Consider the following 11,520-nt stretch of genomic DNA (forward strand, 5'->3'; position numbering starts at 1 on the left):
TATCGGCGGCTACGAGATCGGCCCGCCGGTTTGTAGCCGCCTACAAGGTGATCGCCAGGCCGACGGCGAAGAGCAGGCCGTAGGCCATCTGCAGCTTGCCCGTGGCCTGCAGCACGCCGATGAGCGCGGGGCCGGTGGCGCCCGACAGGACGGTCTTCACCGGGCCGATCGCCAGCGGCGCCGCGAGCACCGGCAGCGCGGCGAACGGCGTGAACGGGATCAGCAGCAGCGGGATCACCAGCGGGGCGACCAGGCACACCGTGTACATCACCCGCGTGCGCTCGGCGCCCAGCACCACGGCCAGCGTGCGCTTGCCCGCCGGGCCGTCGGTGACGACGTCGCGCAGGTTGTTGATGACGAGCATCGAGCACGACAGCAGGCCGATCGGGACGGAGGCGGCCAGCGCGACCCACGACAGGTGGCCCGTCTGGACGAAGGTGGTGCCCATCACGGGGACGGGGCCGAAGAAGACGAAGACCGCCGCCTCGCCGAGCGCGCGGTAGCCGTAGGGACGCTTGCCGCCGGTGTAGAACCACGCGGCCGCGATCGCGGCGGCGCCGACCAGCAGGATCCACCAGGCCTGCGTGGCCACCACCAGCGTCAGGCCGGCGACGGCGGCGGCGGCGAAGCAGCCGAGCGCGGCGGTCAGCACCTCGCGAGGGGCGGCCACACCCGAGCCCACCAGGCGCATCGGGCCCACGCGCCGGTCGTCGGTGCCTCTGATGCCGTCACTGTAGTCGTTGGCGTAGTTGACGCCGATCTGCAGTAACAACGCCACCAGCAGCGCCACCACGGCACGCCACCAGATCGGGCCGCCCTCGCCGACCGCCAGGCCGGTGCCGACGACGACGGGTACGACCGCGTTGGGAAGGGTGCGCGGGCGGGCGCCCTGCACCCACTGGCTGAGCGTGGCCATCAGCTGATGTCCGTCGTGAGCCTGACCATCCGGATCGGACGGCCCATGTCGAGCACGCGTTCGGCCATGTCCTCGCCCCATCCGGCGGACTCGAGGAAGCCGAGCATCGCGTAGTTCTCCGCGAACACCCAGGTGACGATCTGCCGGAAGCCGTCCTCGCGCATGTAGTCGACGGTCGCGTTGAGCAGCCTGCTGCCGTGGCCGCGCCGGACGAAGTCGGGGTCGACCAGCAGCGTCAGCATCTCGGCCGTCACCGTCGGGTCGAGGTCGGGGTCTTCGGCGGGCGCGTGGGAGACCAGGCCGACCACGCGCTCGCCGCCGCGCGGCGTGGCGGGCGCGTTGGCGCCGCCCAGGCCGAGCGCGGGAAAGCCCTCGGTGTCGAGGATGGTCTCCACGGCCACGAGCACGCGATGCATGCGCGTGGGCGGCGAGGCGATCGCCTCGTCCCACTGGCGCAGCCACATCTTCTCCGCTGCGGGGCCCGTCATCTGCTCGAGCGGCCCTTCGGGGAGGAACTCCCGATAACCGTAGCGCCAGGCGCGGATCTGAGTGTTCGCCACCTGGAGCACATCTCCGCGCCGGGCCGCCCGGACGCCTACGTCTGCCATCTCGGCCCGCTCCTTCGCCTGCCGTTGTGCCCGCGACCGGAGGATCTCGAGGGCACGTGTTACACCGTATCGGTGATTCGGGGCTCGCGATGACGCCTGACTCGATAAACGCGGGTGTTCGTCCGGTTACGACATCCCATCGTAAGGGCTTGATCAGCTCAGGCGCGCGTACGCGGAGGCGAGCCGCCGCACCCCGTCGGTCAGCTCGGCCACATGGACGGCGGCGCTGTGCGTCAGGCGTAGGCGCGGCCCCGGCGGTTCGGTGGGGTAGTAGATGCGGCCCGGGCTCACCTGAACCCCGTTCCTGCGGGACTCCTCGACCAGCGCGGCCTCGTCGACGTGCGGCGGCAGCCGTACCCACAGGTGCAGTCCGCCGTGGGGGACCAGGTGCGGCTCGGCCTCCGGCAGCGCGGCGGCGAGGGCGGCGGCGAGCGTCGCACGGCGTGTCGCCAGCTCGGCGTGGACGGCGGTCAGGTGACGGGGCCAGGCGGGCGAGCTCACGAACTCCAGCGCCGTCTCCTGCAGCGGCCTGGCCACGAAGAACGACTCCACGAGCTGGCCGGCCCGCAACCGGTGGGCGGCCGGGCCCCGGGCGATCACCGCGGCCAGGCGCAGGCTGGGGGCGAGGATCTTGGTGAGCGAGCTGATGTGGACGACGGTGCCGTAGCGGTCGAGGGCGATCATCGGGGTGGGCGCGTGCTCGGTCAGGTAGCGGGCGTAGTCGTCCTCCACCACGAACGCGTTGTGCGCCCTGGCCACCTGGAGCACCTGCTCCCTTCGTACGTCGGTGAGCGTCGCGCCGGTGGGGTTGTGCAGCGTCGGCTGCGAGTAGAAGACCCGCGCGCCCGTCACCGCGAACGCCTCGGCCAGCAGGTCGGGCAGCACGCCGTCGGCGTCCATCGGCACCGCGGCCGTCCGCAGGCCCGCCGCCCTGGCCGCGGCCATCGCGCCGGGGTAGGTGGGCGTCTCCATCAGCACGGTCGTGCCAGGGGCGGCCAGGGCGCGGAAGGCGTGGCTGAGCGCGGCCTGACCGCCGCTGACGACCAGCGCGTCACCGGCGGTCAGCTCGCCGCCCGCCTGCCGGGCGAACCACCCCCGCAGCTCGGGGACGCCGGTCAGCGGGGGAGTGGCCCAGGCGTTCAGGCGCTTGACCGCCCGTGAGGCGGCCGCCGACAGTTGGCGGTCGGGCCGCATGGCCGCGTTCAGGTAGCCGCCGGTCAGCGGGATCACGTCTTCGGGCGGCGTCGTGAGCAGCGCCGTGACGCCCGAGTCGTCGATCACCCGGTCGCCGAGCGCGACCGTCTGCCACGACATGTCGGAGATCTCCGTGAGCCGCGCGGGGCGAGGGGCCACGAAGGCGCCGACGCCGGGCCTGGTGACCACCCTGCCCTCGGCGGCGAGCTGCCCGATCGCCCTCGAGACGGTCACCGGGCTGACCCCGTGGCGCCGCATCAGCTCGCGGCTGGACGGCAACCGGTCGCCCGGCTGCTTCGTCCCGATCTCCTCGCGCAGCATCGCGGCGATCTGGGCGATACTGCTATCGTCTTTCATGAGAAGTAACAATAGCGCTATCGTGTCCGGTGGAGTAACGGTTCCCGTACGGGCCGATCACGCCAGGCGTGGCACCCTCCTCGCCTTCCTCGGCGTGCTGGCCTTCTCCGGCTCCTTTCCGGCCACCGTGTTCGCGATGCGCGGCTTCGACCCGTGGCTGGTGGCGATCGGGCGGGCACTGCTGGCCGGCCTCGTCGCGCTGGCCTGCCTCAAGGCCGCCCGGCTGCCGCTGGTGCCGCCGCGCGCCCAGTGGCGCCCCTACGCGTTCATCTCCCTGGGCGTGGTCTTCGGCTTCCCCGTCTTCAGCGGCCTCGCCCTGCACCTGGGCGCCGGCACCGCCCACTCCGCCGTCGTGATCGGCCTGCTGCCGGCCGCCACGGCCGCCTTCGCCGTCTGGCGCGCGGGCGAACGCCCCCGACCGCTGTTCTGGGTCGCCTGCGCGGCCGGAGCCGTCGCGATCACCGTCTTCACCGTCTCCCAGGGCGGCGGCAGCGTCTCCCTCGCCGACCTCCTGCTGGTCGCCGCCCTCCTGTCGGCCGCGCTCGGCTACACCGAGGGCGGCCGCCTCGCCCGCACCACGCCCGGCTGGCAGGTCATCTCCTACGCCCTGGTGGTGTCCATCCCCGTGACGCTGCCCGTGACCGCCGCGCTGGCGCTGACCACGCCGGTGTCGTTCTCGGTGGCGTCCGTGAGCGGGTTCCTCTACGTCGGGCTCATCTCGATGTTCCTCGGCTTCGTCCCCTGGTACGCGGGCCTGGCCCAGGGCGGCATCGCCCGCGCCGGGCAGACCCAGCTCACCCAGCCGCTGCTCACCCTGGTGTGGGCGTGGCTGTTCCTGGGCGAGCGGTACGGCATGGCCACGGTGCTCGGCGCGCTGGCCGTCCTGGTCTGCGTGGCGGTGACGCAGCGCAGCCGTACGTAGTCCTTGAAAGATGTGACAACTCAGCGCAGGATGAGCGCAGGAGGTGTCACAAATCATGGCCGACCTCACGATCCCCGAAGGCGGATTCTGGCCAGCGCCCGAGATCCCCCAGCCGAACATCTATCCGATGGAGTGGCGGGTCGAGACCGAGAAGCTGGCGGCGATCTACGAGAAGTCCAAGCGCATGGTCTGGAACCCCGCCGACCTGCCCTGGGACGGGCTCTCCCCCGACGACTTCACCGTCGAGCAGCGGCTGGGGATCATGTACTGGTTCGCCGTCCTCGCCAACTTCGACGCCTCAGGGCCCGCGGTGTTCGCCCGCGCGACCATCCAGGCGTTCGAGAAGCACGAGGAGGACCCCGTCCGCAAGTGCTTCTTCTCGATCACCAGGGACGAGATGAACCACGAGGAGTGCTGCCAGCGCACCATCGCCAGGCTCTGGCCCGGCGGACCCCTCGACTGGACCCCCGTCACCGACCTGGAGAAGGCGGCGCACAACAACATCGGCTGGCTGTACCACAACGGCGGGCGCTACTGGAACGGCTACACCGCGGCGGTCGGCAAGTACTCCCTGCCGGTGCTGTTCACCTCGTTCATGATGGGCGAGATGGCCGCGTCGACGCTGTTCAGAGGCATGGCGTCGGGCACCAGGCACCCGGTCTTCAGCGAGATGTTCCAACGCATCGGCCGCGACGAGTCGCGGCACCTCCAGATCTGCATGACGATCCTGGAGAACGAGTGGCCAGGCCTCACCGACGACGTCCGCTCGCTGATCACCCGGCAGCTGCGGGCCGGGTTCGTCTTCCTGTCGATGATCCTGTGGGAGCCGCCCGAGGGGTTCTGGGACCTGCCGCCGTACTTCCTGCCCAACCACCGGGTGCTGATGGACCATGCCCGGACGGCGGGGCTGGGCGTGCTGTCGTACGAGGAGCAGGCCGAGAACTGGCGCGTGGCGATGGCCAGGGTGCGGGCGATCGTGGAACGGTGGGGGATCGAGTTCCCTGCCATCCCGGAACTGGACATCGACGGCGTGCAGGTCGACTTCATCGACCCCGAGGAGATCATCCCGGTCTTCTGAGCCACGGCCGGGCGGCCGGGCGCCCCACCCCGGGCGCGTCGCCTGGCCGACGACCGCGGAGCGCCGATGCGCCTTGGAGCGGCTGTGACGTGCGACCTGCGGCGGCGTTCCGGGGATGGCCGGACGACCGGTCGTGGCGGCGGCGCAACGGGCCTTCAGGCGAGCCCCGGTAGGCTGCCAGCCGTGTGGGGCAGAATCGACGGGCTCAGGATCCTGGGCCTCGGCACACCGGGTGACCTGCGCGCCCGGCTGAACGACCTGGTCCTGTCCGGCGCCAAGACCGGCACGGCCGGCCTGCTCGCCCACGACTACCGCGCGGAGAACGAAGAGCTCGAGCACGTCGGCGAGCGCCTGGCCCTCGTCGACGACGACGACCGCCGGCTCGCCGAGGTGGAGGTCACCGGGATGCAGGTCGTGCCGTTCCACCAGGTGGCCTGGGAGTTCGCCCAGTCGGAGGGCGAGGGCTACCGGTCGGTCGAGCATTGGGGCGAGGTGCACCGCCGCTTCTGGAACGCCGCCGGATACGAGGTCGACGACACCACCGAGGTCGTCTGCATGTCCTTCCGGCTGGTGGACGGCACCGAACGCGGTGCGTGACGGCCTCCGGCAGGCTCAGCAGCCGGAGCCCTCACCTGCCGCCTCAGGCCACGAATCGCGCGAGGTGACGTAACTGCCCCGGGCCGGCACCGTGTAGATCCAGCCCTGCTCGCGCAGCAGCGCCATGGCCTTGCGCACCGTCTCGCGCGCCACGCCGTACTGCCGCACCAGCGTCGACTCACCCGGGATCGAGCGGCGCGGCAGCAGCGCGCCCGACCTGATCTGCTGCTCGATGTCGCCCGCGATCCGGCGGAACAGCGGCGTCTTGTCCGGGGAGCGAGGGGCGAGCTCGGGCCCGCCGACGTAACTGCCCTGCCCCTGGGCGGTGTAGATGAGGCCCTCGTCGCGGAGCACCCGGATCGCGCGACGCGCCGTGGTGCGGGCGACGCCGAACTCCCGCTGCAACTCCGCCTCACTGGCGACGGCGTCGCCGGGGGAGAGACGGTTGACGATGCGCGACCGGATGATCTCACTGATCTGCAGATAGAGATGGGTGTCACCATCAGGATCGAGCATGGAATCAGCATATACGGGCGATGGAACTAGCGGGAGCCGTCCTCGGGCCAGTTCTCCTTGGCGGCCACATAGGTGCCGCGATACGGCACGGTGAAGGCCCAGCCCTTCTCGCGGAGATGCGCCACCGCCTGCCGTGCCGTCACCTTCGCGACGCCGTACTCCTTCATCAGTGCCTTCTCGCTCGGGATGGCGCGGTTCGGGAGGATCTGGCCGAGGCGGATCCGTTCCGCGAGCTCCTCGGCGATCTTCTGGTACATCGGCGTCTTTCGCGGAGCGCGCGGAATCCCCGGCTCTCCGACGAATGTCCCCTCGCCCTGGATCGTGTAGACGACGCCCTGCTCGCGCAGCTCGCGAGCGACCCGCCTGGCCGTCGTGCGCGCGATGTCGTAGTCGGCCTCCAGCTGAGCTTCGCTGGGTACTGGCTCGCCGGGCCTGAGCTCGCCGCTTTCGATCCGGGCGCGGATCAGATCGGCGACCTGTTTGTAGATGGGTACGGGTCCCTCGCGGTCAAGCACAGTCGAACTATAGACGAAAAGGTACATGAGCGTACAAAGCAGACGCTCACATGAACCTATAGAGAGGAGCAAGTAGACCTAGAGATACGGCTGCCTTATAGTCAAAGCGTGGTCGAGGCGGAGCTGGGCGAATGGCACTCCCAGCATCCCGAACCGTTGCGCGAAGGCGCTATCGCCATCGACTGGTCGTTGGAGGTGCCGCGTGCCGATCGGGTGCGGGTGAAGTCGTACACGTGTAACTGCGTGCCGGTGTTCTACGAGCTCTGCCAGGCGGCTGGGCTGATGTTCATCCGGCGCCTGAGCCAAGGAGGAGAGGTGACCCTGGTTCATGAGTCGCCGTGGCTGCGTTGCGCCGAGGTGGAAGATCTCTGGCAGCGACTCCTTCGCGGGGAGGCGCGTTGATCATGTTGTGGAAGGTCATCGCCTGGCGGACGTGTCTGGCCGGGGCGAGACGACCTCCTCGGCTCGGGCGGCATCGGTCGGGGAAGCAGTCGTGGGGTTGGTGGATGCCGATGCTCGGCCTGTCCGAAGGCGGCGTCCACCGCGGCCGGTGGGACTGACCGGCATCCTTCGTCCCTCACTGGTCGTACCGCGGGCTCGGCTCTTGCCCGGCCGGCCCGGGGTGCACGGCCTCGCACAGGGGTCATCCCAGGTTCCGTGTCCTTGTGCGAGGCCACTCCGGCGGGCCGGGCCCGGCCCGCCGGAGCAGGGCGTTGTTGTGAGCTTGTAGGTGTGCCCCGGGCGGGTGGTCCTCTCGGCCGTCCGGGGTGCGTGGCCGCTCGTGGGGGCATCCCCTTGGATCAGCCGTCCCTGCGAGTGGTCGTCTCCGGCGGGTCTGGCGCGGACCCGCCGGAGACGATGCAGGTGCCCCACGCCGTGCGGTGTGGGAGCGCCGGGAAGCGTGCCCTGGGCGATCTTCGCTCGCTCGTCCGGGGCACGTGGCCTCTGTGGGGCATCGTCACCGGTAACCCTCACTCACCGACCCCACAGAGGCCTCTCACCGTGTGAGCGTGCGGATGTCCGACGTGTCGTGCAGCGACCTCACCGGGACATTCCAGCTCGTGGCCGTACCCCGGGCGGAGTCTCTCCCGCACCCCCCTGCCCGAGGTGCGCGGTCTCCGGCCGGGCGTCGTTCCCCGATGGAGCGCCTGCCCGTGGAGGCCCGCTCCGTCGGAGCGCGCCCGCGCCGGCGTGGCCCGACGGAGGTGAGTGACATCGAGTGTGGTGGCCCCGTACTGCGTCGCGGGGCCGCCCGAGCGGTACAGGCGCAGTGTGGAGCCTTCTCGGGTGGCGCGGCCCCTCGTCCAGTCGGGTGGGAGCGGGGCCGCGCGGAGAACGCTCGGTGGGCTTCGGCGGCAGCGGTCGCGGCTGCCGGCCAGGGGCCCACCGAGCGTTCCCATCGCCGGCCGGGCAGCGCGAGGCAGGAAGAGGCCAATGGGCTTGCGGGGATTGGACGAGGTTCAGGATGCCTGTCAGGTGCTCGGAACGGTGGCGGCTAGCCGGTTTCCGGGGTCTGCGGGACGGGGATGCGGCGCCAGGCGGTGTCGGTGACGATCACGTGGTCGAGGAAGCGCAGCCCCACGGTGTCGGCGGCGTCGGCCAGGCGCTGGGTGGTGGCCAGGTCGGACTCGCTCGGGTCGAGAGAACCGCTCGGGTGGTTGTGCGCCACCCCGAAGGCAGCGCCGCCCGAGGTCAGCACGGTGGTGATGATCTCCCGGATCGGGGCGGGCGTGTGGTCGGCGCCGCCCTCCGTCATCAGGGCGCGGCGCAGGACCGAGCCGCGTGGATCGCAGATCACGACAACGAGGCGTTCGCGGGGGTGTCCGCGAAGGTACGGCGCCGCCTGCGCGGCCAGGTCGCTCGACGAGGTGATGCGGGCGCGGGCCGGGCCCTCCTGCGCACGCCGTACGAGATGGAAGGCCGCGGCGATGCGGGCCGCCTTGGCGGGGCCGACGCCGCGGACGGCGAGCAGGCGGTGGGCGTCGGAGCGGGCCAGCTCGCCGAGGTCGCCGCAGTGGGCGATGAGCTGGGCGGCGAGGTCGACGGCGTCGCTCTCCCTGGTGCCGTGACCGATGAGGAGAGCGAGCAGCTCCCGGTCGGCCAGGGCTGCGGCACCGCTGGCGAGCAGGCGCTCGCGCGGGCGGTCGGCGGCGGGCAGGTCCTTGACGCGCAATCGACACCTCCGGATCGGCACCCTGCCGGTTGTATCAACGGGCACCGACAAATCAGGGGCCGGGAGGGTGGGTCGGCCGTGTCTCGTGGCCGCCGCAGGAGGGGGTGCGGGGCCGGCGTTGAAGGAGGGGGGACCGGGCGGCGCGGGGGAAGGCGCCGCCCGGTGGTGCGTGGGGAGGGGTCACAGGTGCACGGCCATGCTGTAGACGACTTCGAAGCGGTCGCCGGGAACGACGATGTCGCTCGTCTCCACGGGACGTTCGCTCGCCCAGTGCGTCCGTTTGAGGTGCAGGACGTGGACGCCCGCCGACAGGTCGAGGGCGTCGATCTCGGTGGGGCGCGGCACCCGGGTGTGCACGCTCTCGACGATCTCGGTCACCTTGATCCCGTAGGAGGAGAGCCTGCCGATCAGGCCGCGGCGTTCCTCGTCGGAGTGGGGCGCGAACTCGAGCGGTTCGTACGACGTGGCGAGCTGAAGGGGTTTGCCGTCGCCGCGGAACACGTAATGGGTCCTGGTGAGGGTGGTCGACTCCTCGACGCGGAGGCGCTGGGCGATCTCGGGGGTGGCGGCCACGGGCTCGCTGTGCCAGTCCCAGGTGACGCGCCTGCCCTGGCTCTGCAGGTCGGCCGCGAACGGCGCCTGGTGGTCGTGGAAGCGCCAGCGATGCAGGGGAGCGAGGTCCGGGCGCTCCCTGACGTAGTGTCCCGAACCCACCCGACCGAAGATGAGGCCCTCGCCGGCCAGGACGCGAAGCGCGTGGCGGGCGGCGGTCTCGCCGACCTGATATTTGCGGGTCAGCTGCGCCCGTGAGGGGATGGGCGCGCCGGGGGGAAGGGTGCCGTCGTTGATCTGCCGCCGAATGTCTTCGACGACGCGCAGGTAGACCGGATCGGAACTTGCCACTAGTCCATCCCTGAGGTTGCTGTGAGGCGTTGCCCCATGTTGCCGTATTCGGCAGGTAACCCACCGTCATCGAATGCACTTGGAGTTCCAACTTTGGGCGGTTCGGAAAAATATTCTGAGAACTCTGTAACGCCCGCGTAAGGTGCGGCGATTCTCCGGTAGAGGTCGTCGATGTGTGTACCCCCGAGCACATATCGGCGACCTCTTCCACGTGCCGGCGTTTCCGGCCAACCCCCCAGCGTGCGGGCCTTTCCGGCCACCCCCCATCCCGTACGGCAAGCCGCCCCCGCCGCCACCCTGGTCCCGGGGCCGGCGTCTGTCGAGGGATACGCCTCACCGAGCGCGCGTGGCCGGCCGCCGTTACGGACGGCACTCCTGGGAACCGGTGACGCTCAGCGACGGGACGACGTGACGGCGGCCCGCCGGAGTCCCGCTGGAGTACGCGTGATGGACGGGCGGTCAGCGGTGACCACGGTGGCCTCGAGCCCGCTTGCCGTAGGGGCCGGAGCGGACGGCGGGGCGCGGAGCGCCGGGATGGCGCGAGGTGCGGGCGACAGCAGCGGAGGACTGGCGCGACATCGGCGGGGGAGCGGTGATCGGCTGGTGCGGGAGGCGGTGGCGGGAGGAGCCGGGTACGGGGCCGGAGCCGGGGATGGGGCCGGAGGCGGGTGGGGGAGGAGTCGGGTATGGGGCCGGAGGCGAGTGGGGGAGGAGCCGGACAAGGGCTCGGAAATGGCCTTATGGGGGTGGCGGGGTTAGGGACGTGCGGGAATCCGGGTACCGTTCGCACTATGGCATCGCCCTCTCGCACCGCCGAAGCTCCGTTCGGCCGCATGCTGACCGCCATGGTCACGCCGTTCACCGTGGACGGCGCCGTCGACTACGACGCCGCGCGCAGCCTGGCCGCCTACCTGGTCGACGAGCAGCGCAACGACGGTCTGATCGTCAGCGGGACCACCGGGGAGTCGCCGACCACCAGCGACGCCGAGAAAGAGCGCCTGCTGCGGGTCGTGCTGGAGGCCGTGGGTGACAGGGCGACCGTCGTCGCCGGTGTAGGCACGAACGACACGCACCACACCATCGAGCTGGCCAGGCAGGCCGAACGGGCCGGCGCCCACGGCCTGCTCGTGGTGACGCCGTACTACAACAAGCCGCCGCAAGAAGGCCTGTACCGGCATTTCGCCGCCGTCGCGGACGCGACCGCGCTGCCGGTGATGCTCTACGACATTCCGGGCCGTGCGGGCGTGCCCATCCACACCGATACGCTGATCAGGCTGTCGCAGCACGAGCGGATCGTGGCCGTGAAGGACGCCAAGGGCGACCTGTTCGCGGGCTCCACCGTGATGACCGCCACCGACCTTGTCTTCTACTCGGGCGACGACGCGCTGAACCTGCCGTGGCTCTCGGTGGGCGCGGCGGGGTTCGTGAGCGTGGTGGGCCACGTGGTGGGCGCCGAGCTGGCCAGGATGATCGAGCTCCACCGGGCGGGCGAGGTCGCGGAGGCGACCGCCGTCCACCGGCAGCTGCTGCCCGTGATCGACGGGATCATGAACCGCGCGGGGGGCGCGATCATGGTCAAGGCGGCACTCAGCTTGACGGGCCGGCCTGTCGGCCCGATGCGGCCTCCGCTGGTGGAGGCCACCTCTGCGCAGATCGCCGAGCTGCGGGCGTGCCTCGTGGCCGGCGGAGTGAAGTTGGCTGACTGATGAAAACGGGGAGGAACGGAGATATTGAGTTCACG

12 protein-coding genes are annotated in these 11,520 nt (G+C 71.0%); 5 read left to right on the forward strand and 7 right to left on the reverse strand.

Annotated features, from left to right (window positions below):
- Positions 1-40 precede the first annotated feature (40 nt).
- The 3 genes from ACWENQ_RS02715 to ACWENQ_RS02725 form a co-directional block, all read right to left on the reverse strand.
- Complete coding sequence (locus ACWENQ_RS02715; RefSeq protein ID WP_449916935.1) at positions 41-916, reverse strand: 1,4-dihydroxy-2-naphthoate polyprenyltransferase; 876 nt, start codon at positions 914-916, stop codon at positions 41-43.
- Positions 916-1,524 carry a GNAT family N-acetyltransferase gene (locus ACWENQ_RS02720; RefSeq protein WP_354906714.1) on the reverse strand — a complete coding sequence of 203 codons (609 nt, stop codon included), beginning with the start codon at positions 1,522-1,524 and terminating at the stop codon, positions 916-918. The genes ACWENQ_RS02715 and ACWENQ_RS02720 overlap by 1 nt, the downstream gene beginning before the upstream one ends.
- Positions 1,525-1,677: 153 nt before the next feature.
- Positions 1,678-3,075, reverse strand: coding sequence for an aminotransferase-like domain-containing protein (locus tag ACWENQ_RS02725; RefSeq protein ID WP_452412705.1), 1,398 nt, complete (start codon positions 3,073-3,075; stop codon positions 1,678-1,680).
- Between the two features lie 22 nt (positions 3,076-3,097).
- Here ACWENQ_RS02725 and ACWENQ_RS02730 point away from each other — a divergent pair, with 22 nt between their 5' ends.
- The 3 genes from ACWENQ_RS02730 (at position 3,098) to ACWENQ_RS02740 (ending at position 5,672) form a co-directional block, all read left to right on the forward strand.
- The gene (locus tag ACWENQ_RS02730) at positions 3,098-3,997 is read left to right on the forward strand and encodes a DMT family transporter (RefSeq protein ID WP_354906712.1); all 900 of its coding nucleotides are present in this window, start codon (positions 3,098-3,100) and stop codon (positions 3,995-3,997) included.
- Between the two features lie 55 nt (positions 3,998-4,052).
- The gene (locus ACWENQ_RS02735) at positions 4,053-5,075 is read left to right on the forward strand and encodes a hypothetical protein (protein WP_449916930.1); all 1,023 of its coding nucleotides are present in this window, start codon (positions 4,053-4,055) and stop codon (positions 5,073-5,075) included.
- 183 nt (positions 5,076-5,258) lie between these two features.
- On the forward strand, positions 5,259-5,672 hold the full coding sequence (locus ACWENQ_RS02740; RefSeq protein ID WP_452412706.1) for an ASCH domain-containing protein: 414 nt from the start codon (positions 5,259-5,261) through the stop codon (positions 5,670-5,672).
- 15 nt (positions 5,673-5,687) lie between these two features.
- On the opposite strand, the gene ACWENQ_RS02745 is transcribed toward ACWENQ_RS02740, so the two are convergent.
- Together ACWENQ_RS02745 and ACWENQ_RS02750 are read right to left on the reverse strand one after the other, a co-directional pair.
- Entirely contained in the window at positions 5,688-6,188 is a 501-nt protein-coding gene (locus ACWENQ_RS02745) for a GntR family transcriptional regulator (RefSeq protein ID WP_449916927.1), read from the reverse strand.
- Positions 6,189-6,214: 26 nt separating this feature from the next.
- Complete coding sequence (locus tag ACWENQ_RS02750; protein ID WP_449916924.1) at positions 6,215-6,703, reverse strand: GntR family transcriptional regulator; 489 nt, start codon at positions 6,701-6,703, stop codon at positions 6,215-6,217.
- 108 nt (positions 6,704-6,811) lie between these two features.
- On the opposite strand from ACWENQ_RS02750, the gene ACWENQ_RS02755 reads away from it, so the two are divergent.
- Entirely contained in the window at positions 6,812-7,105 is a 294-nt protein-coding gene (locus tag ACWENQ_RS02755) for a hypothetical protein (RefSeq protein WP_449916922.1), read from the forward strand.
- Between the two features lie 1,093 nt (positions 7,106-8,198).
- On the opposite strand, the gene ACWENQ_RS02760 is transcribed toward ACWENQ_RS02755, so the two are convergent.
- Both ACWENQ_RS02760 and ACWENQ_RS02765 read right to left on the reverse strand, forming a co-directional pair.
- The gene (locus tag ACWENQ_RS02760; protein ID WP_449916920.1) at positions 8,199-8,876 is read right to left on the reverse strand and encodes a JAB domain-containing protein; all 678 of its coding nucleotides are present in this window, start codon (positions 8,874-8,876) and stop codon (positions 8,199-8,201) included.
- A 180-nt stretch (positions 8,877-9,056) separates the two neighbouring features.
- Complete coding sequence (locus ACWENQ_RS02765) at positions 9,057-9,779, reverse strand: GntR family transcriptional regulator (RefSeq protein WP_354906705.1); 723 nt, start codon at positions 9,777-9,779, stop codon at positions 9,057-9,059.
- A 791-nt stretch (positions 9,780-10,570) separates the two neighbouring features.
- Between ACWENQ_RS02765 and dapA the strand changes: the two genes are divergently transcribed.
- A complete protein-coding gene (gene dapA, locus ACWENQ_RS02770; protein ID WP_452412707.1) occupies positions 10,571-11,485 on the forward strand; it encodes a 4-hydroxy-tetrahydrodipicolinate synthase in 915 nt (304 codons plus the stop codon).
- Positions 11,486-11,520 lie beyond the last annotated feature (35 nt).

This window comes from Nonomuraea sp. NPDC004354, from assembly GCF_053602555.1.

What these genes read in the sequence shown, in the direction of transcription:
- ACWENQ_RS02715 (WP_449916935.1), bottom strand. Translation starts at nt 916, where the DNA reads ATGGCCACGCTCAGCCAGTGGGTGCAGGGCGCCCGCCCGCGCACCCTT.
- ACWENQ_RS02720 (WP_354906714.1), bottom strand. Translation starts at nt 1,524, where the DNA reads ATGGCAGACGTAGGCGTCCGGGCGGCCCGGCGCGGAGATGTGCTCCAG.
- ACWENQ_RS02725 (WP_452412705.1), bottom strand. Translation starts at nt 3,075, where the DNA reads ATGAAAGACGATAGCAGTATCGCCCAGATCGCCGCGATGCTGCGCGAG.
- ACWENQ_RS02735 (WP_449916930.1), top strand. Translation starts at nt 4,053, where the DNA reads ATGGCCGACCTCACGATCCCCGAAGGCGGATTCTGGCCAGCGCCCGAG.
- ACWENQ_RS02745 (WP_449916927.1), bottom strand. Translation starts at nt 6,188, where the DNA reads ATGCTCGATCCTGATGGTGACACCCATCTCTATCTGCAGATCAGTGAG.
- dapA (WP_452412707.1), top strand. Translation starts at nt 10,571, where the DNA reads ATGGCATCGCCCTCTCGCACCGCCGAAGCTCCGTTCGGCCGCATGCTG.